This is a genomic window from Luteibacter sp., assembly GCF_036500425.1.
GTDB lineage: Bacteria > Pseudomonadota > Gammaproteobacteria > Xanthomonadales > Rhodanobacteraceae > Luteibacter.
The window spans coordinates 80635-105813 of sequence record NZ_DASYCB010000029.1 but is presented as its reverse complement, the minus strand read 5'-3'; the positions used below and the strand labels follow the sequence as shown (position 1 = coordinate 105813).

21 protein-coding genes are annotated in these 25179 nt (G+C 65.6%); 8 read left to right on the top strand and 13 right to left on the bottom strand.

Annotation, left to right across the window (positions count from 1 at the left end; genetic code table 11):
* Positions 1-89: 89 nt before the first annotated feature.
* The 7 genes from VGN46_RS07650 to VGN46_RS07620 form a co-directional block, all read right to left on the bottom strand.
* On the bottom strand, positions 90-893 hold the full coding sequence (locus VGN46_RS07650; protein ID WP_414675235.1) for a transporter: 804 nt from the start codon (positions 891-893) through the stop codon (positions 90-92).
* Between the two features lie 96 nt (positions 894-989).
* Complete coding sequence (locus VGN46_RS07645) at positions 990-1688, bottom strand: response regulator (protein WP_331642348.1); 699 nt, start codon at positions 1686-1688, stop codon at positions 990-992.
* Positions 1685-3217 (bottom strand): DUF4118 domain-containing protein, encoded by a 1533-nt coding sequence (locus VGN46_RS07640; protein ID WP_331642346.1) that lies wholly within the window; start codon positions 3215-3217, stop codon positions 1685-1687. The genes VGN46_RS07645 and VGN46_RS07640 overlap by 4 nt, the downstream gene beginning before the upstream one ends.
* Positions 3218-3297: 80 nt before the next feature.
* Positions 3298-5019, bottom strand: coding sequence for a hypothetical protein (locus VGN46_RS07635; protein WP_331642344.1), 1722 nt, complete (start codon positions 5017-5019; stop codon positions 3298-3300).
* Between the two features lie 90 nt (positions 5020-5109).
* Positions 5110-5994 carry an alpha/beta hydrolase gene (locus tag VGN46_RS07630; protein WP_331642342.1) on the bottom strand — a complete coding sequence of 295 codons (885 nt, stop codon included), beginning with the start codon at positions 5992-5994 and terminating at the stop codon, positions 5110-5112.
* 40 nt (positions 5995-6034) lie between these two features.
* Positions 6035-6535: an SRPBCC family protein gene (locus VGN46_RS07625; protein WP_331642340.1), complete on the bottom strand. Its 501-nt coding sequence runs from the start codon at positions 6533-6535 to the stop codon at positions 6035-6037.
* Positions 6513-6875 (bottom strand): metalloregulator ArsR/SmtB family transcription factor, encoded by a 363-nt coding sequence (locus VGN46_RS07620; protein WP_331642338.1) that lies wholly within the window; start codon positions 6873-6875, stop codon positions 6513-6515. The genes VGN46_RS07625 and VGN46_RS07620 overlap by 23 nt, the downstream gene beginning before the upstream one ends.
* Positions 6876-6990: 115 nt before the next feature.
* Between VGN46_RS07620 and VGN46_RS07615 the strand changes: the two genes are divergently transcribed.
* The 4 genes from VGN46_RS07615 to VGN46_RS07600 are packed head-to-tail and all read left to right on the top strand — an operon-like array spanning position 6991 to position 10830.
* The gene (locus VGN46_RS07615; protein WP_331642336.1) at positions 6991-7482 is read left to right on the top strand and encodes a MarR family winged helix-turn-helix transcriptional regulator; all 492 of its coding nucleotides are present in this window, start codon (positions 6991-6993) and stop codon (positions 7480-7482) included.
* Between the two features lie 12 nt (positions 7483-7494).
* The gene (locus VGN46_RS07610) at positions 7495-9621 is read left to right on the top strand and encodes an FUSC family protein (RefSeq protein ID WP_331642334.1); all 2127 of its coding nucleotides are present in this window, start codon (positions 7495-7497) and stop codon (positions 9619-9621) included.
* Complete coding sequence (locus VGN46_RS07605) at positions 9611-9808, top strand: DUF1656 domain-containing protein (protein ID WP_331642332.1); 198 nt, start codon at positions 9611-9613, stop codon at positions 9806-9808. The genes VGN46_RS07610 and VGN46_RS07605 overlap by 11 nt, the downstream gene beginning before the upstream one ends.
* Positions 9809-9819: 11 nt before the next feature.
* The gene (locus VGN46_RS07600; protein WP_331642330.1) at positions 9820-10830 is read left to right on the top strand and encodes an HlyD family secretion protein; all 1011 of its coding nucleotides are present in this window, start codon (positions 9820-9822) and stop codon (positions 10828-10830) included.
* A gap of 78 nt (positions 10831-10908) precedes the next feature.
* Here VGN46_RS07600 and VGN46_RS07595 read toward each other — a convergent pair whose 3' ends face one another.
* Together VGN46_RS07595 and VGN46_RS07590 are read right to left on the bottom strand one after the other, a co-directional pair.
* Positions 10909-11493 carry a GNAT family protein gene (locus VGN46_RS07595; RefSeq protein ID WP_331642328.1) on the bottom strand — a complete coding sequence of 195 codons (585 nt, stop codon included), beginning with the start codon at positions 11491-11493 and terminating at the stop codon, positions 10909-10911.
* Between the two features lie 11 nt (positions 11494-11504).
* Positions 11505-11711, bottom strand: a complete 207-nt coding sequence (locus VGN46_RS07590; protein ID WP_331642326.1) for a YdcH family protein — start codon at positions 11709-11711, stop codon at positions 11505-11507.
* A gap of 101 nt (positions 11712-11812) precedes the next feature.
* Here VGN46_RS07590 and ttcA point away from each other — a divergent pair, with 101 nt between their 5' ends.
* From ttcA to VGN46_RS07570, 4 genes are all read left to right on the top strand, one after another.
* Positions 11813-12682 carry a tRNA 2-thiocytidine(32) synthetase TtcA gene (ttcA, locus tag VGN46_RS07585; protein ID WP_331642324.1) on the top strand — a complete coding sequence of 290 codons (870 nt, stop codon included), beginning with the start codon at positions 11813-11815 and terminating at the stop codon, positions 12680-12682.
* Positions 12683-12716: 34 nt separating this feature from the next.
* Positions 12717-13904 carry an amino acid aminotransferase gene (locus tag VGN46_RS07580; RefSeq protein ID WP_331642322.1) on the top strand — a complete coding sequence of 396 codons (1188 nt, stop codon included), beginning with the start codon at positions 12717-12719 and terminating at the stop codon, positions 13902-13904.
* 76 nt (positions 13905-13980) lie between these two features.
* A complete protein-coding gene (locus tag VGN46_RS07575; protein ID WP_331642320.1) occupies positions 13981-14889 on the top strand; it encodes a recombination-associated protein RdgC in 909 nt (302 codons plus the stop codon).
* 72 nt (positions 14890-14961) lie between these two features.
* The gene (locus tag VGN46_RS07570; protein WP_331642318.1) at positions 14962-15729 is read left to right on the top strand and encodes a M48 family metallopeptidase; all 768 of its coding nucleotides are present in this window, start codon (positions 14962-14964) and stop codon (positions 15727-15729) included.
* Positions 15730-15805: 76 nt separating this feature from the next.
* On the opposite strand, the gene VGN46_RS07565 is transcribed toward VGN46_RS07570, so the two are convergent.
* The 4 genes from VGN46_RS07565 to VGN46_RS07550 form a co-directional block, all read right to left on the bottom strand.
* Positions 15806-16807: an alpha/beta fold hydrolase gene (locus tag VGN46_RS07565; protein WP_331642316.1), complete on the bottom strand. Its 1002-nt coding sequence runs from the start codon at positions 16805-16807 to the stop codon at positions 15806-15808.
* A gap of 1 nt (position 16808) precedes the next feature.
* The gene (locus tag VGN46_RS07560; protein ID WP_331642314.1) at positions 16809-18656 is read right to left on the bottom strand and encodes a M1 family metallopeptidase; all 1848 of its coding nucleotides are present in this window, start codon (positions 18654-18656) and stop codon (positions 16809-16811) included.
* A 75-nt stretch (positions 18657-18731) separates the two neighbouring features.
* Complete coding sequence (locus tag VGN46_RS07555; protein ID WP_331642312.1) at positions 18732-22223, bottom strand: hypothetical protein; 3492 nt, start codon at positions 22221-22223, stop codon at positions 18732-18734.
* A gap of 62 nt (positions 22224-22285) precedes the next feature.
* Positions 22286-25141: a hypothetical protein gene (locus VGN46_RS07550; protein WP_331642310.1), complete on the bottom strand. Its 2856-nt coding sequence runs from the start codon at positions 25139-25141 to the stop codon at positions 22286-22288.
* Between the last annotated feature and the right edge of the window lie 38 nt (positions 25142-25179).

Genomic DNA, 25179 nt, shown 5'->3' with positions numbered 1-25179 from the left:
AGCGCGCTTGCGCGCGATGGGTGCTCGCCGCATACCCCATCGCGCGCAAGCGCGCTCCTACAGGGGGAGAGTCAGCTGTGTTGCGGGATTCACCAGCGATACGACATGCCTGCATAAACTTGCCGGTCCGGCGTCGCGTTGTTCACGCCAAGGTTGGCACCGACATCGAGCTGGAGCGTCGGGCTGACCAGGTAGCTGAAGGCGATGTCACCGGACTCCTGCTTCACGCGACCCAGAGGGTCGTGGTTGTCCTGGCGCCAGTACTCGATGGCCACCGTGAGCTTGCTTGTCAACGCGTGCGACACGTTGACGAGGTTCGTCACGGCGAGGTGGCGGCCATGGCCGTCGGCGTCAGCCAGTGCGTCGAGCTCCGGACCGATCGTCAGTGTGAAGCCCGCACCTACGGCGGCGCTCATGGGTACGGCTATGCCACCCTCCCATTTATCATTACCGAGGTTGTGCGAGGCAGTCGGTGCCTTTACGAACGGGATGATCGACGCGCTAAACGTATCGCCGCTGTACAACGCCGTCTTTACGCGGATATAGGTATCACTACTACCGTGCACCGTGTGGCGTTCGCCATCGACCTTCGTCCTCACCCGCAGTGCCGGCGCCCAGTTCACTTCGATATCGGTATGCGTGCCGATACCGTATTTCAGGTAGGGATTGATGTAGTAGAGGGTATCCGAGCTGCTGCCGGGATGCGCATCGTGCGTGGCATTACCCATATCGGTTTCAAGCTGCCACGCGCCTTCAGGCACAGTGCACGTGGCGTTCGCCTTGGTGGGGCGGTCGGTGCAGATGGGCGGTGCGTCATCGGCGTGGGCGGTGAACGAAGAAACGGCGGCCAGGAAAGTGGCCGACAGAAGGATGGAACGGAACGTCATGGTCATGCCTGTGGATCAAGGATGACCACCCATGTTAGGCACCGACGTCTATGGGCGGCGCTGTGTTCGTGCGACGCCTATCAAGGCGGTATCAAGACCGCGTCAGGCCAGGCCGGCGAGCCGATAACCCACCTGCAGTTCGGTCATCAGGTGCGTCGGTCGGGCGGGTTCGTCTTCGAGCTTCTGGCGCAGGTTCGCCATATAGACGCGAACGTAATGTGGGCGCGTCGCGTAGCCTGGCCCCCACACTTCCAGAAGCAGCTGCTTGTGCGTGAGTACCTTTCCCTGGGCGCGCACGAGTGCGGCCAGCAGGCGGAACTCGATCGGGGTCAGGTGTACTGCCTCGCCGGCCTTGCTGACCTCATGCGTGGCGAGGTTCACTTCGATCGCACCGAACACCACACGGGCACTCGCGGTGCCCTTGTCACCCGCCAGGCTTGCCCGGCGCAGCTGCGCACGCACCCGAGCGACGAGTTCGGGCACGCCGAAGGGCTTCGCGAGGTAATCGTCGGCACCCGCCTCCAGCGCCGCGACCTTTTCCGCCTCGCTGTCGCGTGCGGAGAGCACGATGATCGGGCATGACGACCAGCCACGCACATCGCGGATCACGGCTTTACCGTCGTCATCGGGCAGGCCCAGATCGAGCACGATCAGGTCGGGCTGGCGGCTTGCCGCCTCGATGCGCGCACGGAGGGCATCCTCTGCCTCGAATACCTGCATGCCCTCGCGCTCCAGCGCCAGTCGCAGGAAGCGGCGGATATCGGATTCGTCTTCCACCACCAGGATGCGGGGCCGGTTCATGGCAGGTCTTCCAGATCGATCGTGGGCGGATCGCCCAGTGGCAAGGTAAGAGAGAACGTGGCGCCGGAAGGCGTCCGGCGAGACGCGGTGATACTGCCGCCGTGGGCTTCCATGATCCGCCGCGCCAACGACAGGCCCAGGCCAACGCCTGGAACCGCCGATTCGCGTTCACCGCGCGCGAAGGCCGCGAACAGCGCGCTCGCATTCACGCCTTGCGGGAAGCCGGGGCCATTATCCTCGACGACCATGCGGACACTTTGCCGCTCGCGGAAGCTGCGGATCCAAAGCGTCGCGTCGGAAGGTGTGTATTTGGCGGCGTTATCCAGCAGGTTGGCCAGTACGCGATCGAACATGAGCGCATCGACTTCGACCAGGGGCATGTCATGCGCAAGCTCCACGATGACATGCCGCGTGCCAAGCGCGGAACCCGCTAACGCGGCGCCAATCAGCTCATCCAGTGCGTGCCATTCGCGTCGCAAGCGGGTGCCGCCATCCTGCAATCGCGCGGCATCGAGCAGGTTGGCGATCTGGCGTTGCATGCTATCGGCTTGAGCCGCGATGGCCTGCGGAAGCTCACCATCGCCCATGACCCCGGCCATGCCGCGAATCGCCGCCAGCGGCGTGCGCAGGTCGTGCGATACCGCCGCGAGCAGGGCGTTACGCAGCTTTTCGCCTTCCATGTGCAACTGACTCTCGTGCGCGACGTCGACGAAGTGCACGCGCTCGATGGCCAGGGCCACCAGCGATTGGCACGCTCGCAGCAGGTCGGCCTGCTCGGCATCGAGCGGGCCGAGCCTGGTACTGCGAAGCATCAGTACGCCACGCGTTCGCAACGGCGTCGTGAGCGGGAGGTAGGTTGCGTTGTGTGCTGTCAGCGTATCGGTATGCCGCCCCGCCGGTTTGCCTTCCTCCAGGACCCACTGGGCGACACTGGCATCCGCGTCCGTCGACCCCGGGGTCATGTGCTCGTCCGCGTCGGGCAGCAACAAGCTGGCCGTGCCGCCGAACAGGGGCCCGATACGGGTATCACACACCTGGGCGATGTCTTCGATCCGCACGGCCGCCGAAAGGTCCGTCGCGACCGCCGCCAGCGCGCTTGCCCTGCGCTCGCCGGCTATGGCCGTCACCGCCTTCTCACGCAAGCGCGCGGCGAGCTGGCCGGTGACCAGGGCCACCACCAGCATCAGCGCGAACGTGAAGAGGTACTGCGTGTCCGACACGTGGAACGACCACACCGGCGGCACGAAGAAAAAGTCCAGGCCGGCCACGCTAAGCAGCGCGGAGAGCGCACCGGCGCCGCGGCCCCAACGCAATGCGGCGAGCACGACATTAAGCAGGAACACCATCACCACGTTCGACAGGTCGAACACGCGCAACAGCTGCGAGGCGACGAGCGTGGTGATGACGCAGCCGGCAACCACGAATACGACCGTCCGGGCACGCGACGCAGGTGGCGAAACAGAGGGGAAGCGGGCGGCCATCATCCGGCATGATAGCCGCCCGGTGGTACGGGCGGACACTCTGTGCATGCTGGAACTTCCGGCTCATCGCGCCGATGAGATCGCCTTTCGGCAGAACCAGTCACATATCTTCTGCATTTCGCTCCGGGTCATCGCACGCAGGAGGAGTTCCACGCCAGGCCCGGTTGCGAACCACCTTGCGGCGCATAGGTCACCGTCAGCGACTTGTCTGCCCGTTGGACGTGGAGCACGATCGGTGCGTCGAGGCTTTGTGCGGCTGGGTTGGTGTCGACGCTTTCCACAAGGACGTCGCCGTCACGCAGGCCGGCCTTTTCAGCGGCCGATCCTTTCGCGACCCCGCTGATCGTCGCTCCCGCCTGCAGTCGCACGGGCGAGGTAAAGCCAAGGTCGAAGATGCGTACATCGTCCTTGCTGGCGTGCAGGCACGAACCAAATGCGCCCGCCGTCGGGAAAATGATCTTCCCGTCCATCATGTCGTTCCAGTCCTTGATCGCCCATGGACCTGCACGCTGGGAGAGCATATCCAGCCAGGTGTGCTGGTCCGAAGGTTCGCCAGCATTTATGCGCGCACTCATTTCGTTAGCGAGGTCGAGGACACGTACGCCCAATCCGTGCTTCTTCAGCTTCGCATCCAGGTCAGCGAGATACAGCGTGCCGCGGTTGTACGGAAGCAGCCAGGCGTTCCGGCCGGACCAGACCACCGCGGGCAGGGCGCTGTTCGGTAACGCGCGCTTCGCGTTCGTGTAGTAACCGGCGCTCTCCTTCCGGACGAGTTCCAGGTATTCGGCAGGGGTGTACAGGCCGGCGGCGTCAGGGACGGTAAGTGCGACGTAGTTGGCCAGGCCTTCCGTGTACCAGTCACCGCCCACATCCTCCTTCTCAAGGTAGCGCGCCAGGCTATGCACCATCTCGTGGGCCACCACATAGTGCAGGTCGTTCGTGCCCGGATTGGCACCGGGCGGCACGTAGAGCATGAACGAGTGTTCGGCCGCGCGCCCGCTGGGGTTGGAGCCGCCAGCGAAGGAGCGGATCATGAATCGATAGGGGCGACCCTTGAGCTTGAACGCTTTTAGTTCGGCAGCGTAAGCCGCAGCAGCCCAGCCACCGGCCGCCTCCAGTTGCGATTCCGCGACGCCCAGACCGTAGACCTCGAGCCCCGCGTCCTTCGCCTGCCCAAGAGGGCGGTAGGTCTTGACTGGACCGGCGAGGAATAGCGTTCCGGTGAGTTGGTCCGCACTGAACGTCCCGCTGTAGTCGCCCACGCCATAGGACGTGACAGCCATGTCGCCCGGTGGGAGCTTCCAGTGCACATGGGACGTGAAGTTCGCTTTGGTATCGGGCAATACAAAAATACCGATGTAGCCACCCGACACACCGCTACCTGCGGCCTGCAGATCGACCTGCGGCCCGCGCTTCGCCACTGCACCGCGTGCCACCGGCATCCGGTAAGACACGTGCACCGCACCCGATGCCGGGCGCGTCGTCGTCCAGCTTTCAAAGGTGCGCGGGCCGTCCTTACGCGTGACGGGGGCGGCGACGGGGAGCTCACCACGGTCGTCGGTGACGCGCAGGTCAGCGATGCGATCGGTGCTTCGCTCCAGCCCGGGTTCGAGTGTGTCGAGCAAGAGGGTGACGGGTGTCGTAACGGGCTGAGCAGGTTGGTACGTGTAACTAACGGTGACGCCGGTGCCGGCACCATGGGTCGCCTGCATCATGCCGAGGGTGATATCGAGCGTTGCGGTGGGACTTGCGGCAGCTGGCGGGGCGCACACGCCTGTTGTCGGCAGGGCAGCCAGGCAAGCCATGCCGGCCAGACGAAGGCCGGAAGATGCAGCGCGGAATACGCTCATGTGGGTGTTACCGGGAGAGTGGGGGTAATCAGCCTACTAGTAGGTAGGTAATCGCGCAATGAGGTGTCCCCGGCCCGGCTTCGCCGGTCCCTAACCTGCGACCTTCGATGCAGCCCCAAGGAAACGTCCGACTATCTCTGGCAGCATCGGATCGACGGCGAGCGTGTAGTGGGTGGTGCCAGGCAGGATGGCGAGCTCGTTGGCGGGTCGCAGGGAGCCATCGAGCCCGGCATCACGTTGGCCGCCGCCTAACGCTTTCCAGAACTCGACCATGTGCTCGGGTCGGATGGCGTCAGCGTCGGCGAAGACCAGCAGTGTGCGCATTTTGAGGCGGGCGACGTCGGCGCTCCAGTCGTAGGGGCGTTTGGTCATGTCGCCGACCTTCCTGAAGAGGTTGGTCCAATCGACATCGGGATAGGCCTTGCCTAGCGGCGATGCCTTGACGGCGGGGCCGACCGTGGGGGCGTTGGTCTCCATCTGTTTGAAGGCCGCCACTGCCTCCGGATAAAAGCCGTCCTGTTTCATCGTCGCGGATACGAGGATAAGTCGGTCGACAACGTCCGGATGGCGGATGGCGGTCTGCAGCGCGACGGCGGAGCCTAGCGAATAGCCCATGATGTCGACCTTGCCGAGCTTGAGGTAGCCGATCAGCGCCGCGATGTCGTCGCCCATCGTTTCGCTGCGCAGTGGCCTGTCGGTGTCTGGCGTTCGTCCGTGCGCCTGGAGATGGACGGCGATCACCTGCCGGCGCCTGGCCAGTTCGTCCCGATTGGTCCCGAAGCTGTTGGGGTCGATGCCGCCGTGCAAGAGAATGAGCGGCTTGCCGACGCCATGCACGCTGTAAAAGAGGTGCTGGCCGTTGACGTCGGCAAAGTGCTCGTTCGAAATGGCGGGAGCCTTCCTGGCTTGTACAGGCAGGGCGGCGGCCAGCACGGCGGTTACCGTGGCTGTCTTCAGGAAGTCGCGTCTAAGCATCGTTTCGTCATCCTTCCACAAGCGGGTAACCGTGGTGTGATTACGACCTGCGTGCCAGCAATGCATCCAGTTGTGCGAACTGCTCGGGCAAGCCTTCCGCCGAGCCGGCCAGGGCTTCTTCAAGGGCGGCCGTGGTGGGGTAAAGCTCGTGCAGGGTGACCCGCGTTTTGTCGCCGTGTGCTTCAAACGTCACTGTCGTCACGGCGCCGTCGTCGCTTTCTTCATTCGTCCATACCATGCGCTTGTTCGGCGTGACTTCCTGGTACGTGCCGAAGAACGTCATCGGTTGTTCGAAGGAAGGGTGGCGGAACTGGAGGCGATACGACCCCCCCGTGCGGATATCCATGTCGCACGAGACCAGCGACATGCCTACCGATTTCGGAACCCACCAGCTCTTGAATAACTCAGGCGTGCTCCACGCTTCGAAAACGATGTGCAGCGGGGCATCGAACGTTCGGGTCACGAGGAGCTCGCGGTCGGATTTGCGTTCGACGGCGGTGGGGTTCGTGGCGACGGCGCTATTTTCGCTTTGTACGGACATCTACCTTCTCCTCGCGTTTCATCTGCTCGACAAGTTGGTCCAGCGCATCGAAGCGTGCGCTCCAAAGCTGGCGGTGTGATTCGATCCAGGCGGCCTCTTCTTCCAGCTGGCGCGGTCCGAGCTTGCAGGTTCGGACACGACCGACCTTTTCCGTGGTCACGAGCCCCGCCTGCTCCAGGACGCTCACGTGCTTCTTCATGCCCGTGAGGGACATGTGGAATCGCTGGGCAAGATCGGAAATCGAGGCGTGCGAATCCCCGAGTTGCTCCAGCACGCCGCGCCGGGTGACATCGGAGAGCGCCGCGAACGTTGCATCAAGATGAGCTGAACACTGAACCATATGGTTCACTGTAGGCCGGCACTGAACGCTTTGCAACCGGCAGAGAAAGTCTGCATATTGATAATACAGAAATGAACTATATACTTATGGTGTAACCACGTCACAGGTTCCTCCCATGAGTGATTTCGCCCCCACCGAAGCGCGAATCAACAACACGATCCAGAAGTACCCCGCCTTCCCACGGGATCCGGCGGTGCTGGTTCGCCTGGTGAAGCACCTCTACAAGGAGGTGCACGACGAGGCCAACGGCGTGATGAAGCCGTATGGCCTGAACCACCCCGAATACAACATCCTGATGATGCTGTACGGGGCAGCCGGTAACGCGATGAACCCCTCGCAGCTGGCCGATGCCGCAGGCGAGAAGCTGGCCAATGTGACCCGGCTGACCACCCGTCTGTGCGACATGGGCCTGATCACCCGGGCTGCCAGCGAAGACGACCGCCGCAAGGTCGAGCTCACGCTCACGGACGCCGGCATGGTGCTGATCGAGAACTTTCTCCCGGACATCGTCAAACTCCTGCATCGCCAGACACGCAATCTCACGCCCTCTGAGCAGCGGGTGCTCGAAGGCCTGCTCAAGAAAATGCTGGCCGGGTTCGGGGGCTAAGGCACCGCTGCCATGTCTGCCGTGAACGTCACTGCCAGCGCACCGAGCACACGCCAGGTCGTGGGCGAAACACTGCGCGAAGAGGCCGCGATCTGGCTGTTCGTGGTGAAGACGCTCATTGCGTTCTTCACCGCGGGCTGGCTGGCCATGCGCTTCGGCCTGCCCGCACCCTCCACCGCGATGTTGACCACGATCATTGTGGCGAACCGGCAATCGGGCATGGTGCTGGCGAAGAGCTTCTACCGCGGCATTGGCACGGTGGCGGGGGCGACTGCGGCGGTGGGGATCGTGGCTTCGTTCCCGCAGCAGCGCGATCTGTTCCTTGTCGCATTATCGCTGTGGATCGGCGTTTGCGCGGGTGGCGCGACGCTTTATCGCAACTTCAAGTCCTATGCCTTCGTGCTGGGTGGGTACACCGCCGCCATCGTCGCGATTCCGGTGATCGATAACCCGCCCGGCGTATTTGATTCCGCCGTGGCGCGCCTTTCCGAAGTACTGCTAGGCCTCCTCGTGAGCGGCGTCGTCAACGACGTCGTGTTCCCCAGCCGCATGCGCGATGTGCTGCGACGCTCGGCGCGCGAGCAGTTCGCGCACTTCATCGGTTTCGTCCGGGGTGCGACGGAAGGCTCGATCCCGCGTGAGGCCATGGAAAACGCACACCTGCGATTCGTTCGTGACGCGGTGACGCTGGAGGACCTGCGCAGCTCGGTGATCTTCGAAGATGCGGAAGCGCGCGTTCGCAGCAATCACCTGCGTCTGTTCAACCAGCGCTTCATGGCGGCGTCGACGAGCTTCCAGTCGCTGCATCATTTGGTGAACCGGCTGAAGCGCGCAAAGCGTGACCTCGCGGCCAGCGTGCTGATCCGCCTCTACGCGCCGATTGGCGAGGCCTTGCACGTGCCGATTGAAGCGGGCATGGCGGCCCGCGTACTGCTGCCGCGCCTGGCGGACGCGCGCACGACGATGCGTACTCGCGTAACCGAACTGCGCGCCACGCTAAGCGACATCCACGACCTGCGTGACTACGACACAGGCGCTTCGCTGCTGATGCGCTTTGTCGAAGAACTGTACGGCTACGTGGAGACGGCTGCTTCCTTACAGACACCACGGGTCATCGGCGGCCCGGCGGAACGTGTGCGTTTCGATCGCGGCAACGACTGGCTTGGCGCGGGCCTTGCCACGTTCCGTACGACCCTGACCATGCTCGCGCTCGGCGTGTTCTGGATCGGAAGTGCCTGGCCCATGGGTTCAAGCGCCATGTTGCTTGCCACGGTCTTTGCGGGCCTGTTTGCTACCACGCCCAATCCGACCCGGGTCACCTGGATCGTCATGCTCGGCTATCTTTTCGGCATGGTGATGGGCTTCATCTGCGAATTCTTCGTGCTCACCCAGGTGGATGGCTACCCGTTGCTGGTCGCCGGCATCGCGCCGTTCCTGGCGGTTGGCCTCGTCATGATGATGAGCCGCAAGCTGGCCTTCTTCGGGCTGGGCTGGGCGATGGGTCTGGCTTACATCCTTGCGCTGAAGAACCTGCAGACCTACGACCCGGCGCACTTCATCAACGATGCCATCGCGCAGGTGGTGGGGCTCGGCGCCGCCGCCGTGTCGTTCGTCGTGATTCCGCCGGCCATCGGTAGCGCGTGGCTACGCCGCCGCCAGCTGGCGCGTCTGCGCGGGCAGGTGGCGCTGGCGGCGGAAGCGCCGTTGCCGGGTCTGCGTCATCGCTTTGAAAGCGTGAATCATGACCTGGTGAACCAGGTCGTCGCGCAGACCCAACCGGGCAGTGCGGATTCGCGTGCCTTGATCGCCTGGGCGCTGGCGGTGCACGAAACCGGCCGCGCGCTCATCGAGCTTCGCCACGACATGGCGCGCCGCGACGTGCCATCGACCCTGCTGCCCTATTTGCAGGAAGCGCTGCGCACGCTGGCGCGCTTCTATGAGAAGCCCGACCCGGCGGGCTATCTGCTCGCGCGCGACGCCGTCGCCACCGCGATCGCCAGCGTTGGCGAGCACACCGGGCAAGTCCACCTGCTCGAACACCTGCACCTCATCCGCATGGCGCTACTCGATGGCGAATCCGTCGTCGCGGCGTACATGCCCTCTGCCCCTCTAGCCAAGGAGATCGTCCATGCCCCGTGAGATCGCCCTCGGCGACGCCCTGGTGCCGGGGCTGCTCATCCTCTTCGTCCTGGCCTTGCTGGCCCTGTGGCTGCTCGACACGCTGGCAGGCCGGGTCGGCTTCTACCGTTTCGTGTGGCACCCGCCATTGTTCCGGCTGGGCGTGTTCGTCTGTGTCTTCGGCGCGTTCGCGCTGTTCCTTATCTGAGTCATACCGTCATGAAACTCACCACGATCCTCCGCTTCGCCATTACCGCCGCCGTCATCGTCGTCGCGGCGTTCGTCGGCCATGCATTGTGGAAGCACTACATGTATTCGCCGTGGACGCGCGATGGCCGTGTGCGTGCCGAGATCGTTCGCATCGCGCCTGATGTGGCGGGCCTGGTCACGGACGTGCGTGTCATCGACAACCAGACGGTGAAGAAGGGCGACCTGCTCTTCGTTGTCGACAAGGCGCGTTACGTCAATGCGCTCAACCAGGCGAACGCCAACCTGCACGCAGCGGAAGCGGCGGCACGCGCATCGGGTGCCAGCATCAACGCCGCGGCAGCGAGCGCACAGCAGAGTCGTTCAAACTTTGAGATGTATGCCGCGCAGTCCGATCGTCGCCAGAAGCTGATCAACAACGTGATCTCGGCGGAAGACAAGGCGAACGCCCTGGCCGCGGCAAACGCCGCGAAGGCTGGCTGGCAGGCCGCGCAGGCGAGCACGAAGCAGGCTTCGGCGGCGCAGGAGCAGGCACTCGCCGCCGTGGCCCAGGCGGCGGTCGAGGTGGCCTCTGCCCAGCTCAATCTGGATCGCACCGAGGTGCGCGCGCCGGTGGATGGCTATATCACGAACCTGGATGTCCGCGTGGGCGATTACGCCAGCGCCGGCGCCGCGCGGCTCGCGCTGATCGATAGCCACTCGTACTGGATCTACGGCTACTTCGAAGAGACCAAGCTGCCGGGCCTGCGCATCGGCGACCCTGTGGATATCCGTCTGATGAGCGGCGGCGTGCGCCTGCAAGGCAAGGTCGAGAGCATCGCCCGCGGCATCACCGACGCCGACAACCCGACCGGCAGTGACATGCTGGCCGACGTGAACCCCACCTTCAACTGGGTGCGCCTTGCCCAGCGGGTGCCAGTGCGGGTGAGAATCGATGCGAGCCATTTGCCACAGGGCACGGTGCTCGCGGCTGGTATGACCGCGACGCTGGTAGTACACCCCTCACAAATCGCCGCACGCTAAACGCTGTTGTAGGAGCGCGCTTGCGCGCGATGGGTGCTCGCGGCAAGCACCCATCGCGCGCAAGCGCGTTCCTACAGGTCAGGCGGTGAGGCGTTTCAGGCGTAGCTGTAGCCACTTGTCCACATCGGCCCATTCGGTGGCGAGGATGCTGTAGCAGACCGTGTCGCGCAGCGTGCCATCTTCGCGGCGCTTGTGCGCACGCAGGACGCCTTCGCGCTTCGCCCCGATCCGCTCGATGGCGCGTTGGGAATCCTGGTTGTAGGCGTCGGTATGGAACTCGACGGCGACTACGCCGAGGTTCTGGAAGGCGTTATCAAGCAGCAAATGCTTGCATGCCGAGTTCAGATGGCTGCGTTGCCAGCGCCTGGCGTACCAGGTGTAACCGATGGCCATCCGGTAGGGGTCCGGGGTGATGTCGTAGTAACGGGTGGTACCGGCGATGTCGCCACTGGCCTTCTCACGGACGACATACGGGGTCATCCGGCCCTCGAGCTGGCCGCGCAGGGCCTTCTCTACGTACTCGGCCATGCCGCCGGGGCGGGGGACGGTGGTGAACCAGAGGTCCCACAGGTTGCCATCGGCGGCGGCCTGTTCCAGTGCGGGCACGTGGTCGAGGGTCATGGGTTCCAGCGTGACCCAGGCATTTTCCAGGCGATCGGCCATGCGGGGCTCCTTCAGGCGTCCAGATCGGGGATGAGACGGCTCTCGATACGCGCGATGGCGTCCTTCAACTGCAATTTGCGCTTTTTGAGGCGGGTGAGCTGGAGCTCATCCCGGCTGATGGCCTGGGCCAGGTGCTCAATGGCGTCGTCGAGGTCCCGGTGCTCGACCTTGAGCTCCGCAAGGAGGTGGGAAAGCTGGGTCGGATCCTGAACCTGCATGGCGGCGGCCGGCGGCTTGGGGGAAGCCGCAAGTCTAACCCCGGGCGTGTCGCGCCGCAGCAGTTACACTAGGAGGCTCGTCCCCCTGAAGCACCTGTGACATGTCCGCCAGCCCTGACGCCACCCGCAAGCACAGCTACGAAGCCGGCAAACTGGCCAAGCGCCTGCGCCGCCAGGTCGGCCAGGCGATCGCCGATTACGCGATGATCGAGGACGGCGACAAGGTCATGGTCTGCCTCTCCGGCGGCAAGGACTCCTACACCATGCTGGATATCCTGCTCTCGCTGCAGGCCAAGGCACCGGTGCGGTTCGAGATCGTCGCCGTGAACCTCGACCAGAAACAGCCCGATTTCCCGGAACACATCCTCCCGGAATACCTCAGCGAACGCGGTATCCCGTTCCACATCATCGAGCAGGACACCTACAGCGTCGTCACCCGCGTGATCCCGCAGGGCAAGACGATGTGCAGCCTGTGCTCGCGCATGCGCCGCGGCGCCCTGTACCAGTGGGCCGCCGACAATGGCGTGACCAAGATCGCGCTCGGCCACCACCGTGACGATATCCTCGGCACCTTCTTCCTGAATATGTTCTACCAGGGCAGCCTGAAGGCGATGCCGCCGAAGCTGCAGTCCGATGATGGCAAGCACGTCGTCATCCGCCCGCTGGCGTACTGCCGCGAGGACGATATCGCGACCTACGCCGAGGCGAAGGCCTTCCCCATCATTCCCTGCAACCTCTGCGGCTCGCAGGAGAACATGCAGCGCAAGGTGGTGAAGCGCATGCTCGAGGACTGGGAGAAGAGCCACCCGGGTCGCAGTGAAACCATGTTCCGCGCGATGGGCAATATCGCGCCCTCCCAGTTGATGGACCGTAACCTGTTCGATTTCGCGAGCCTCGGCGCACGCGAAGGCGGGGCGCGCGCCGACACGCATGCATGGCTCGGCGGCAGTGACGCCGCCGACAACGACTGACACTTTCCTTTCACCGCTTCCAGGCCTTTCGATCATGACCCTGTTCTCCGCCGTCGAACTTGCACCACGCGATCCGATCCTTGGCCTTAACGAAGCCTTTGGCGCCGACACCCGTGCGGACAAGGTGAACCTCGGCGTCGGCGTGTATTACGATGCGAACGGCCATGTTCCCCTGCTGCGCGCCGTGCGCGAAGCGGAGAAGGCCCGCGTCGAAGCACAGCTTCCGCGCGGTTACCTGCCGATCGATGGCATCGCGCTTTATGACAGCGCGGTGCAGAAGCTGTTGTTCGGTGCCGCATCCCCGTTGTTGGCGGATCGCCGCGTTGTCACGGCGCAGGCGCTCGGCGGTACGGGTGCGCTCAAGGTCGGCGCTGATTTCCTCAAGCGGCTGAATCCGGATGTGCCGGTCGCCATCAGCAACCCGAGCTGGGAGAATCACCGCGCGCTGTTCGAATCCGCGGGTTTTAGCGTGGTCGACTATCCGTATTACGACGCCGCCACGCACGATGTGAATGTCGATGGCATGCTGGCGGGTCTGGCGAAGCTGCCGAAGGGCTCGGTGGTCGTGCTGCACGCCTGCTGCCATAACCCGACCGGCGTGGACCTCGGCGAAGCCGAGTGGAAGCGGGTGATCGAGGTGGTGCGCTCGCAGGGTCTCGTGCCGTTCCTGGATATCGCGTACCAGGGCTTCGGCGATGGCATCGAGGCGGACGCCATCGCGGTCCGCCTGTTCGCGCAGACGGATCTTCCATTCTTCGTCGCTAGCTCGTTCTCGAAGTCCTTCTCGCTATACGGCGAGCGCGTCGGTGCGCTGTCGATCGTCACCGGGTCGCATGACGAGGCGGTGCGCGTGCAGTCGCAGCTGAAGCGCATTATCCGCACCAATTATTCGAACCCGCCGACGCACGGCGCCGCGATCGTTTCCGCCGTACTCAATCACGACGACCTGCGCGCGACGTGGGAAACCGAACTGGGCGAGATGCGCGAGCGCATCCGTACCATGCGCCGTGGCCTGGTTGAACGCTTGGCCAAGGCGGGTGATTTCGGTTTCATTCAACAGCAGCGCGGCATGTTCTCCTACTCCGGCCTGAGCGGCGCGCAGGTCGACCGCCTGCGCGATGAATTCGGCATTTATGCTGTGGGTACAGGCCGTATCTGCGTCGCCGCGCTGAACGACAAGAATATCGACCGCGTCGCCGAGGCGATCGCGAAGGTGGTCTGAACCACCGCCACACCTTATCGCCAGCGGGCGCGCTGCGCCCGCCACGGCCAACCCTTTGCATGAGAAATACTGATACATGTTCTTTCGCAACCTGACGCTGTTTCGTTTTTCCGAATCCGTTGCCACCGACCTCGATCGCCTGGACGAAGCCCTGCCGGAACATCGCCTTCGCCCCGTCGGCCCGATGGAGCTGAACGCGCGTGGTTTCGTGTCGCCGCTTGGCCGCAACGAGGAAGGCCTTACCCATAACGTGGCCCGCAACACCATGGTCACCGTGGGCAGCGAAGATAAGCTCCTGCCGTCCTCCGTCATCAACGACGAGGTGGCCAACCGTGTGCAGAAGATCGCCGAGGAAGAAGGCCGCAAGGTCGGCGGGCGCGAGCGCAAGAAGATCAAGGACGATGTGCTGAACGAGCTCGTGCCGCGCGCCTTCGTGCGCAGCTCGCGCATGAAGGCCTACGCCGACAAGAAGAACGGCTGGTTCGTCCTGGACACCTCCAGTCGCAAGTCCGCGGAGAACACCCTGAGCCAGGTCCGCGAGGCCCTGGGCAGCTTCCCCGCCGTGCCCCTGGCACCGGAGGAGTCGCCGCGGCTCCTCATGACCCATTGGGTGGCCACGGGCGAGCTGCCGGGTGGCCTGGCGCTGGGCGACGAGTGCGAGCTGCGCGATCCGGCCACGGCTTCGGGCGCGATTGCCCGTTGCCGTAGGCAGAATCTCGACACCGATGAGATTCGTGAGCACCTGCGCACGGGAAAACAGGTGTTCCAGCTTGGTTTGGTCTTCGATGACCGCATTTCTTTCGTGCTTGGCGAGGACCTGATCCTGCGTAAAATCAAGTTCACGGACGTGGTGCTGGACGAGCAGGCCGATAGCCACGAGAACGCGGCCGCCGAAATGGACGCCACCTTCGCCCTGATGGCGCTTGAGTACGAGCGCCTGCTGGGCAAGCTGGAAGAGTGGTTCAAGCTGCCGCGCCCGGAGTGATCCGCCGGGCCGGTCGCAGTGGTTGATACGTCGGGATGGGATGTTTGTCGGGATCGGTTCGGGACTGGCGACATGGCATCAGAACAAGGCGAATGGCTGGAACTCTCCACCCCGACCGGGGGCACGATCCGCGTGCTGAAGTCGGCGCATCCGCGTGCGCGCCGGCTTCGCCTCACGGTGACGCCCAAGGGCGCGCGCCTGACCTATCCCAACGGTACGCATGTGGCGCAGATGACCGCGTTCCTGCGCCACCATGCCGACTGGCTGGAACAGAAGCTCGGCGAATTTCACATGGATGCCGATCCGTTGCCGGCGCTACGCGTGGGCGTGCCGACCACCTTGCCATTCCGCGGTGAGGAGGTACGCCTCGATTGGGCCGAGGGTCCGTATCCGCGCGTGCAGCATGACGAGAGCGGTATCACCCTGGTCATCCCGGGGCCACATCATCGCGAATTGCTGGTGGCGCGTGGCTTGCTCGCAACGTTCTTCGAGGCGCAGATTCGCCGCGATGTGTCGCGCTGGCTGCCGGGCTATATCCCGCAGATCAACGCTGCACCTACGGCGTTGCGCATCCGTCCGTTGAAGAGCTTATGGGGCAGCCTGGATACGCGTGACCGCATCAACCTCGATCTTGCACTGGCGCTCGCCCCGCCTGCAGCATTGCGCTACGTGCTCGTGCACGAGCTCTGCCACCTGAAGGTGCGCAATCACTCGCCGCGGTTCTGGAACTGGGTGGAGAGCATCTTGCCGGAGCATCGGGAGCAGCGTACGTGGCTGCGTGCGCATGGCAGTGCGTTGAAGGCGCAGCTGGATCGGTTGATCGCTGACGTGGCTGACTGAGGCGCGTTGATCGCGCGCAAGCGCGCTCCTACAAGGGGGATGCTTTTTTGTAGGAGCGCGCTTGCGCGCGATGCGTTCAATGCGCCAGCGCGAATCCGGTGATGATCCGCGCGGTCTCGTCGGGCTTCTCCAGCATCGGCATGTGGTTGCAGCCGTTGAGCACGGTCGCGCCGATGGATGGGGTGTTCTTCAGGCCGTTGCGCAGGGTATCCAGCGCCGACACGTCGATGATCTTGTCATCGTGGCACCAGATGCCGAGTACCGGCATCGGCAGCTTGCCAAGAAGCGGATCCAGCACGTAAGCCTGCTCGGGCTTCTTCAGTTCCTCGAACGTGCTTTCAATGAACGCACGATCCTTCACGTTGCGACGAACCAGTGCATCCTCGATACGGCCCGGCAGGTGTGGCGGCTTGGTGAAGATCCGCGCGAGGAGCGCCTCGAGGCCTTCGCGGTCGTTGAACAGGAACGGGTCCTTGCCGGCCTTCACATCGCGGACGAAGTCGTTTTCCTTGAAGGTCAGGCCGGCCGAACTCATCAGGGTGAGCGCGGCGACCCGATCCGGGTGATCGGCCGCATAAACGCCGGCGATCGCACCGCCCATCGACTGGCCCACGAGCAGAAAGCGCGGCTGGCCCGTCGCATTGGCGAACGCATCGAGCCGCGCGGCCTGGGCCGGGATGCCGTAGTCACCGCCAGCCATGCGCGACGACTCGCCCCAGCCCGGGAGGTCAGGGATCACGACGTGGAAATGGTCGGTGAGGCCCTTGGCCATCTCGAGCCAGACTTCCTTGTTGGCTGCGAAGCCGTGCAGAAGCACGATCGTCGGGCCCTGGCCGCCTTCGTAGTACGACCACGTGGTATCGCCAGCGACCACGCTCTTCTTCTCAACGTGGGCCTGCATCGCCATGCGTGCCGCATCTGCCTTGACCAGCAGTTGCGGCGCGAACAGGTAGACCAGGCCGGCGCTGGCACCGAGTACCAGGGCGACGACCACCAGGAACTTCAGCCTGCGCAGCAGCAGGCGCTGCCAGAGCGGGCGCGTGGAGGTGGTATCCAGGGGAGCAGGAGTCTTCGCCATCTCACTTCTTCTTCGACTTGCCGGCGAGGATGTTCTCCACGGCCTGCTGGGTCATCGGGTGGTAGCCGGACTTTGCCTTGGCATAGGTTTCCTTCGCGAACGCGAGGCCCTCGGGCGTGCGGGCGAACGCGCGATACACCGGCGTGGTGAGGTACAGGCGGCCGATGCGGGTCATGTGTTCCGCGGCGGCGGTCCACACGTCCTTATCGCCGGCGGCGATGGCGTGGGCGTACCAGCGCATGCCGATTTCCGCGTTGGGCGTGCCGGTGAGGTGCCATGCCGCATCGATGGCCTTCATCTTGTCGAGCGGCGGCACGTCCGGCATGCGATCAAGGAAGTACATCCATTCCTGGGTATTCCAGGTCTTCGCATCCAGCTTCGCTGCGTCGAGCTTGCCGGCGAGGAAGTTCGCGCGTTCCTTGTCGATGTTGTCGAAGCGCGCCGACGTGGGCAGCGGCGCATCCTTCGGGATACCCGGCTGCCAGATCCACTCTCGTGCCTCGGCCTCGCTCATCTTGCCCGGGTACTTATCGAGCAGGTTGGCCTTCATGTAGGCGAACATCGTGTCGGTATCGATGCTCTGGAACGCGAAGTGGGCGAAGTAGCCCTTGAGGTACGCATCGAACGTATCGCGGCCGAAGCGCTGCTCCAGCGTGCGCAGGAACCACGAGCCCTTGTCGTACGCGACGGAGGACAGCGAATCGTCGGCGCCGACGCCGCGCGGATCCGGCGTGAGCTTCTGCGTGTTCGGCTCCATCGCGCCGATGGTCTTCTCGAGTTCGCGTGCGGAAAGAAGCGCTTCTTCGTCCGCCTGCGACTTGCCGTACACGGCCTCGGTGATGCGGCCCTGCACGTAGGTGGTGAAGCCTTCGTTGAGCCAGATGTCGCGCCACGCGGCGCTGGTCACGAGGTTGCCCGACCACGAGTGGGCCAGTTCGTGCGACACGAGCGAGACGAGGCTCTTGTCGCCGACCAGAACGGTGGGCGTGGCGAAGGTCATGTTCGGGTTTTCCATGCCGCCGAACGGGAACGAGGGCGGCAGCACGAGCAGGTCGTAACGGCCCCACGCGTACGGGCCGTACAGTTTCTCGGTGGTGGCGATGAGCTTCTCGGTGTCTTCGAACTCATGCGCGGCCTTGTTGACGACGCTGGGTTCGGCGTACACGGCGCTGCGTGGGCCGGTTTCCTTCACGGCGATATCGCCAGCGGCGATCGCCAGCAGGTACGACGGGATCGGGTGCGGCTGGTCGAAAGTGAAATTGCCATCGAGCGGATGCTTCGCATCGTTGATGGCGCTCATGACGACGCGGACATCCTTGGGTGCGGTGACATGCGCATCGTAGGTGAAGCGGACGGCCGGCGAATCCTGCAACGGCACCCATGAACGCGCATGGATGGATTCCGACTGCGAGAACATGAAGGGCTGCCTCTTGTCCGCGGTCTGCTCAGGCGGGAGCCACTGCAGGCCCGAGGCCTCGGGTACGGTCGTGTAGGCGATGCGGACCTGTGCCGGATGCGCCGGCGCCTGGATCGTCAGCTTCGCACCCAGTTCCTTGTCGCGTGGTGCCAGCGCGAACTTGAGCGGCGTCGCCTTGCCGCTGGCGTCCACGGCATTGACGCTGGCGATCTTCAGGTCGCGCGTGTCGAGGACCAGATCGCCCTTGCCGGCCTTCCAGTCGAGCTTCAGCGTCGCATCGCCGGCCAGTTCGCGTTTGGCGAAATCCACCTTGAGGTCGAGATCGAGGTGGGTGACCTTGACCACGTCCGGCTGGGCGTAGGAATGGGGATCGGCGGCGAAGGCCACTACCGGGAAGGCCACCGTGAGGGCCGCGAAGGGAAGCAGGCGCATGGATCATTTCCGTGGGAGGGAAGCCCCCAGTATGCCACTGGCAGGCTGGGGGCTGGGCCCGGGGCGGGCAGGCGGCTAGGGAAGTGTGCTCGAGGCGCGGGTGAAGGCTTCCGGCAGGTGTAGGTCGCGACGGTTGGTCCGCAGGGTGTAAGCGTATTCGCCGGAGGCCAGCAGACGTCGCTCCATGCGGTGCTGCTCGCGCCAATAGGCCTGGCGCATGTAGTTGCGGTCCACTTCGACCCAGTGGCCCGTGGGGTCGCCATGTCCGCGCTGCGCAGCCGTGATACCCAGCACATCATCCAGTTGGGCCGATGGGGTGCCGGGTGGCAGGGCAGTCACCCTGAACTCGCCGTGGTCGTAAAAGTGGCGCGCATAGCCCCGGACCAGCCATTCGCTGCTGCCGCTGGCGCCGAATGCGCGGGGCGGTGCATCGGGCGTATAGATCCAGAAGCGCCGTGGCCACTCGTTCGGCAGGACCGCGGTAGCGGCGCCCACGCCGTCGATGCCGGCATCGGCGGTGGCCAACTGCCTTGCCGCGGCAACGGCTTCGTCCCACAGCGAGGCCTGGCGCGGCGTCAGGGGATCGTCAGCCGGGCGTGGGGCGGGATCCGAGCTCGACCCGATCGACGGATCCTGGCCATCATCGCCGCGCCACCGCCGCTGGCCCGGGGAGCCAACCCGCCGTCCGCCATCCGCCCACCCCCGGCGCGCCAGTAGCCGGCTGCGCTCGGCGGGGTCGGGGACGCGAGCCTCGAGCTCGTGGAGGAACTGGCGCCGCTGGGCCGCATCCAGGCTGGCGAGGTCGGAGGCGATACCGTCGTCAAACACCATCGCGCTGCGCGATGGCATGTCGGCGCGCAGGTGCATCGATTCATTGCTTCCCACCCGATACCGGAAGGTTGCTGCCGGGTTGTCGCGCAGGATGGCCTCGACCTGCTCGCGGTGTGGCTCGAGCAGCTCCGGCAATGATGGCCGCCGGATGGCTGCCGCATCCGCCGGAGCGGGCGCCTCCGGTGCCACGGCGCCCGCCTGTCGGTCCTCCAGGCGGAGCACGCGGCGTAGCCGCTCGCGCAGGCCGCGCCCGGCACCGCCAGGCAGCCCGACCCTGCGCGCGTACGTCCATTCGCCCCCGATACGCTGCACGGCGGGCCCGGTGAAGGCGGCATCGAGCGAGCCTTCCGGTCGTTCGAGGCGCCACACATGGTTGTAGTCATCAAACCGTACGGGATACAGGCGCCCATCCTGGCTTACATGGCGCCGGCCGTGTACGACATGGAATCCCTCGCTATCGGGGACCTCGTTCGCCGCGAGTCGACGCGCCGCATATCGGGGTTCGAAGCGCGGACCGCGCAGGGCCAGGCGGGTATGCGCGGGTTGCGGCGCCGCGCCGCGTGTATGCCGCAGCAGGGGCGCCCGTCCGCTCCCCGCCGCCCAGAGCGGCCCTGCAAGCTCGAGCCCGCTCACCCAGGCATCGGTAAACGCCAGGTACGCACCCGTGGCATCGCCCGACCGGACCCCGTCATAAAAGCGATCCAGCGCATGGCGCAGCCGCGCGGGGGCGGAGAGCGTCGATAACGCCAGGTCCGCCACCAGCCCGGTGACCGGATGCGTGCCGATGGGGCTGAAGGTCCAGTGCGCCTGCGCTTCGGATTCGACATGGCGTGTATCGTGCATTCGCTGGTCCACCATGGCTTCATACCCGGCATCGATGAAATCGGCCGCCACCTCGCGCTCGTCGAGCGGCTCTTCGGTGAGGGTGTAGGCGGCATTGGCGGGGCTGCCGAGCACCCAATGCGCGAGGCGGTCGCCCGTGAAGCGCCGGGTTGCACTGTTGGGCTCCCATGTAGCGAACGCCGCGGGGAGCCGGTCGAGCAAGTACTCGCGGAAGGCAGGCGCGTACAGGAACGCGCGGGCCATCGCCTGGCGATCGCCGAATTCGCGGAACGCCACACCATCCGGCGCATCCGGCGTGTAGACGACGATGCGCGGCACGCTGCGCGCATCACGTACGCCGATGACGACGATGTCGTTTACCGGGATGCCCTTGTAGGTGAGCTGGCGGGTGACGATCTCGTGGCCGTCAATGGCTTTTCGGTCTGCCGGCGTGCGGTGATCGAGAACGGCCTCGACCCAGCGGAAGCCGCGTTCCGCATGATCCTCCATGAACGAGCGGGGTTCATCCGCCAGGTAGTACGACAACCTTGCCTGCGCCGCATCGGCACGCATCCGCGCCGCCGCCAGTTCGACCGCGGTGAGCTTTGCGAGGCGCCCGGCCGGCCCCGTGCGTAGCTGCGATTCAAGGTGCTTGCGGTAGCGCGATGCCACCCGGGCGTCGTGCACCATGCCCATGAGGCCGGCTTGGGTGAGCGGTACTGCCATGGCCTGCCCATCGTGACGCAGGGTGCGCAAGTGCACGGCATCCATGGCGGTAAGGCCACGCCACGCGAGCGCGTGCAGTGCCTGGCGAATCGTGTTTGGGCCGACGAACAGCTGCGCCAGGTGCTCGTACGAACCCTTCGCGGGGTCATGGGTAACGTCGACCGACAGCGCGGCCGATGCCTCGCCGATCCCGAGCGCTGCCAGCCGCTGGTCGAGCTCGTGTGAGGTGAAGTCATCCATGGCCATCGGTGGCTCGATCCCCCAGGCGGTTCGAAGTGCGGCCGTGTCGGCGGCCAGGCGGGCATACGACACCGTGGCGGCGCGCCACGCACTGGAAACCGTAGCCGGCACGCGCGCCAGCCGCTCGTCGGTGGCCAGGGTGAGCAGGCGCACCTCGCGGGCCCGCAGCAGCGCGGGCACATCCAGGACACTGGCGAGGCGTGCATGACCGAGCACCCTGTCGTTGAATGTCGCCTCGGCACCAGGGAGGTCGCGATCGAGCTGGTAATCGTCCCAGGCCTGGCGGATCCGCGCCACGTGGACATCGAGGATGTGCGTTGCCAACGACTGCGCGGTATCGCTGCCGGCCGAGCGAAGGGACACCTCCGCACCGTCGAAGGCGTCGGCGCAAGCGTCGGCGTGCAGGCCCGCGACTGAGCCGGGCTGCTGGCATCCGGAGACGTAGCGACGCACGGCATCCAGGACCTGGTCCGCCGAAGCCAGTGCCTCCCAGCCCTGGCCCGGCAGGAACAGCAGGTGAAGGCCCGGCGTATCTGCGGCCGTCGCGGCCACGGCGCCGGCGACCACATGTGGCCCAACCCACACTTCTTGCAGCGCTAAGCCCTGGTGGACGTTGCCCACCAGGGCATCGGCGACACGCCCCGCGAGACGCGTTGCGGTCGGCGCGAGCGTGCCGTCCTCGCTGCGCAGGCCTGCCTCGCCCCGCAGGATCTCAGCAACGACAGGCGCCAACTGCGCCTGCGCGCTTGAGCGCCAGGCCTCATGGGCGGAAAGAAAGGCATCGAAGGTCGGGGGCGCGGGATCGGGAAGTCCGGGCGCGGCGTCATCCAGAGTTACCAGCGCGGTGTGTGCGGCGCTGAGCCTTTGCAATGCGGCCGAGGCCGTAGCGGCTTCCGTGGTCATGCCGTGTGCGGCCGCGGGAGCAGGTGAAGGGGGGAGCATATCCATATGCGTTGCCTTGTGGTGGAGGTGGACTGGGAAGACGTATCGCGATGCGGGACATCGGCCCGTCAGGGGCCGGCCAGGAACTGCCCTGGCCGGAGCACGAGGAACGTGCCTTGCGCATCTGCGTTGCCACGAACGAGATAAGATGGCTGGGCACCGCTCTCATTGATGAAAAGTCGCAGCGGCGGCCGGCCCGGTGCGGCAGCCGTCGCCCGTACCTGGTGCAGGTTGATCCGCAGCCACGGCGTGGCCGTGCCGCCGCTTGGGACGGTGGGCGGCTGGCCCAGTGCGACCACACCCGACAGACCGGTTCCGGCCACCCGCTCGATGGGCAGATAGACACTGGGGTGATCCAGCGGCAGTGCATAGGCCGGCGGCTGATACCAGATGGTTTCCGGCCAGGCTTCAGGTCGCAGCTCCCGCCATGGCGGACGCGCTGCCACCGGCGGCGCCGGCAGGGTGGGCGGAACGAGCGGTGCGCGCCGTCCGGCCTCCAGCGCGCTGCGCCACGCATGCCAGAAGCGCGGCCCTACTGACACCGGGGCGCCCGCGGCGATGAACACGTCGGCATGGAGATCGTCTCCCATCGTGCCGCCCAGCCGTTGGCGCAGCACGCGCACGAATTCACCGCTCTGGTTCGCCGTCAGATCCGCATAGTCGGCCTCGCTGACCGTGCGGATGCGATGTTCGGGTGGATAAACGTCGGGACCACGGCGGCCGCCGCGAAGGCCGAGGTCGGTACGCAGGTGCCAGCCGGCGCGCGACCACGCGATCGCAGGCCCCGTGTAGTGCGCATCCGCCACGCCGGCCCGGGTTAGACGCCAGGTAGCGTGGGCGTCGTCGAAGCGCACTTCGTAGGCTGCTCCCGTGCCGGCGATGTAACGCCGGCCGCCAATCGTGTGGATGCCCTGCGCATCGGGGCGACTGCGCTCAAGGTCGATGCCCGGTGCCGCATACCGCCGATCCAGGCGCGCCACCCCGGCAAGGGGGGTGCGGATGCCGCCGGGGACGGCGTAGCGTACGTACGCGGCAGGGCGTGCCGCCACATGGAGGGCGGGAACCACGCCCAGCAGCGCGACATAGGCCTCGGTCGCATCCACGAAGGCCTGGCGGTAGTCGCCGGCACGCAAGGCTTCCTCGGTACGCCACAGGGCACGCATGCCGCTGCCAGCGTTCGCGAAGAACTGGCGGATCATCCACGTGCCGTTGGCGACATCGCCCAGCGCGCTGGCGAACGGCAGCGGTGCGACCGGCCCCGCGGCGCGAAGCGCGGATTCCAGGTCGGTCATGTCCAGCGACATGCGTGACACCGACGCGGCATGCAGCGCCTCGAACACGTTGCCGGTCACTTCGCGTTCGCCAAATACCTCGGCGGTAACGGTTTGCGTACCCGTGCTCTGCTGCGCGAGCACCCAGTGGCTGCGTCGTACCTCCTCGGGGATATCGAAGTGGCGAACGCCATTCGCATCGAGCCTGGCGTGCGACGCGGGAAGGCGCTCGAGCAGCCAGGATTCGAACAGCGGGTTGTACAGCACGGCACGCGCCGCCTGCCCGGCATCCTCGAACTCACGCACGCTGCGGCCATCGGGTGCGTCCGGCGTGTAGAGGATCACGCGTGGCACGCTTTCCCGACGACGAGCACTCACGATGAAGAGATCGCCGACCACGGCGCCGCGGTAGGTGAACTGGTGAACAACGATGTCATGGCCCTGGACCTTTCGCCGCGTCGCAGCCGCTGGGCTATCGACCACAGCGCGCAGCCACGCGTGGCCGCGTTCCTCACGATCGGCGATGTAGCCCGGCGCCTGCGCAGGCAGGTAATAGCCCAGCCGTGCGTCGGCCGCTGCAACCGCTACGCGGGCGCGGAGCATGCGCGAAGCAACATGCTGGCGGATGCGACCCGCACCATCCGGCGCGAACGCGCCGGCAAGCGCAAGGCGATAGGCACGGATCGCCTCGGCAGACGCCGCATCGCCCGGTGGCGTGGGAAGCGCAGCCGTTCCGCTCGCTTCCAGGGCATCGGTCGCCTGATCGTATTCGCGCCGGAGTGCGTCAACCTCGAGCTGCCACTCCTCGCGCGCGTCGGCGGGGACCGAAGCAAGCCGCGCAGCATGCCGGGCGAGCAGACTGCGCTGAAGGCGATCGATGCGGATGGCGTCGATATCGAGATGGCGGTGCAGGTTGAGCGCCGTGCGCACCGCGTCGGCCGCGCCTGCCGGGCTATCGCCCAGGGTGATCGTGTCCCAGGCGTCGATCACCTGGGTGCGGCGCGTGGCGACAACCGCCCGGGCCATGGCGCCGATGACATCCGCAGGAGCCGCGCGCGAGGTGACGAAGTGATCCTCGCGCACCATGCGGTCGACCACAGCCACACGCAGGCCCGGCAAGGTGTCGCGTGCTACCAGTTCATGGCGCGTACGTCGCTCCAGTTCCAGGTGCAGGGCATCCAGTGAAGTGAACGCCTGCCAGCCGCGGTCGGGCATGAACAGCACCGCCGGCGCATCGGGGGACGCACCGGCGAGGGCCAGCGCACCTGCATAGAGCTCACCCGAGAACAGGAGCTCGCGTGGCTCCACGCCAGGGGGGATGATATGGCCGCGCGAGGCGGTGAACGCGGCAATGCGTTGTTGCTCTGCTGCAGACAGCGTGCCGTCGTGTTGGCGGAGGAGTGCATCATCGTGCATGACGCTCGCGAAGCGGCCAGCGAGCGCGCCGATGCCGGTGTCGTCCCAGGCTGCGTCCAGTTCGGCGAGGAACGTCGTGCGCGTGGTCCCGTCCATCGCGTCGGGAACGATCGGTTCCCGTGCGAGCGCATCATCGATCCACGCGCGCGTCGCCTCCATGCGGGCATGGATGTCGGAAGGATTCTGGATGGTGGATTGAACGGCGGCAGGCGGTGCCTGCGGCGGCTGCAGTTCCATGGCGGCCTCGGGATGGTGGATATCCCGGCTAGCCTACG

What these genes read in the sequence shown, in the direction of transcription:
- VGN46_RS07625 (WP_331642340.1), bottom strand. Translation starts at nt 6,535, where the DNA reads ATGTCCGTACAAAGCGAAAATAGCGCCGTCGCCACGAACCCCACCGCC.
- VGN46_RS07560 (WP_331642314.1), bottom strand. Translation starts at nt 18,656, where the DNA reads ATGCGCCTGCTTCCCTTCGCGGCCCTCACGGTGGCCTTCCCGGTAGTG.
- VGN46_RS07650 (WP_414675235.1), bottom strand. Translation starts at nt 893, where the DNA reads ATGACCATGACGTTCCGTTCCATCCTTCTGTCGGCCACTTTCCTGGCC.
- VGN46_RS07605 (WP_331642332.1), top strand. Translation starts at nt 9,611, where the DNA reads ATGCCCCGTGAGATCGCCCTCGGCGACGCCCTGGTGCCGGGGCTGCTC.
- VGN46_RS07620 (WP_331642338.1), bottom strand. Translation starts at nt 6,875, where the DNA reads ATGGTTCAGTGTTCAGCTCATCTTGATGCAACGTTCGCGGCGCTCTCC.
- VGN46_RS07640 (WP_331642346.1), bottom strand. Translation starts at nt 3,217, where the DNA reads ATGCACAGAGTGTCCGCCCGTACCACCGGGCGGCTATCATGCCGGATG.
- VGN46_RS07610 (WP_331642334.1), top strand. Translation starts at nt 7,495, where the DNA reads ATGTCTGCCGTGAACGTCACTGCCAGCGCACCGAGCACACGCCAGGTC.
- VGN46_RS07600 (WP_331642330.1), top strand. Translation starts at nt 9,820, where the DNA reads ATGAAACTCACCACGATCCTCCGCTTCGCCATTACCGCCGCCGTCATC.
- VGN46_RS07580 (WP_331642322.1), top strand. Translation starts at nt 12,717, where the DNA reads ATGACCCTGTTCTCCGCCGTCGAACTTGCACCACGCGATCCGATCCTT.
- VGN46_RS07630 (WP_331642342.1), bottom strand. Translation starts at nt 5,994, where the DNA reads ATGCTTAGACGCGACTTCCTGAAGACAGCCACGGTAACCGCCGTGCTG.
- VGN46_RS07575 (WP_331642320.1), top strand. Translation starts at nt 13,981, where the DNA reads ATGTTCTTTCGCAACCTGACGCTGTTTCGTTTTTCCGAATCCGTTGCC.
- VGN46_RS07555 (WP_331642312.1), bottom strand. Translation starts at nt 22,223, where the DNA reads ATGGATATGCTCCCCCCTTCACCTGCTCCCGCGGCCGCACACGGCATG.
- VGN46_RS07635 (WP_331642344.1), bottom strand. Translation starts at nt 5,019, where the DNA reads ATGAGCGTATTCCGCGCTGCATCTTCCGGCCTTCGTCTGGCCGGCATG.
- VGN46_RS07590 (WP_331642326.1), bottom strand. Translation starts at nt 11,711, where the DNA reads ATGCAGGTTCAGGATCCGACCCAGCTTTCCCACCTCCTTGCGGAGCTC.
- VGN46_RS07570 (WP_331642318.1), top strand. Translation starts at nt 14,962, where the DNA reads ATGGCATCAGAACAAGGCGAATGGCTGGAACTCTCCACCCCGACCGGG.
- VGN46_RS07645 (WP_331642348.1), bottom strand. Translation starts at nt 1,688, where the DNA reads ATGAACCGGCCCCGCATCCTGGTGGTGGAAGACGAATCCGATATCCGC.
- VGN46_RS07615 (WP_331642336.1), top strand. Translation starts at nt 6,991, where the DNA reads ATGAGTGATTTCGCCCCCACCGAAGCGCGAATCAACAACACGATCCAG.
- VGN46_RS07595 (WP_331642328.1), bottom strand. Translation starts at nt 11,493, where the DNA reads ATGGCCGATCGCCTGGAAAATGCCTGGGTCACGCTGGAACCCATGACC.
- ttcA (WP_331642324.1), top strand. Translation starts at nt 11,813, where the DNA reads ATGTCCGCCAGCCCTGACGCCACCCGCAAGCACAGCTACGAAGCCGGC.
- VGN46_RS07550 (WP_331642310.1), bottom strand. Translation starts at nt 25,141, where the DNA reads ATGGAACTGCAGCCGCCGCAGGCACCGCCTGCCGCCGTTCAATCCACC.
- VGN46_RS07565 (WP_331642316.1), bottom strand. Translation starts at nt 16,807, where the DNA reads ATGGCGAAGACTCCTGCTCCCCTGGATACCACCTCCACGCGCCCGCTC.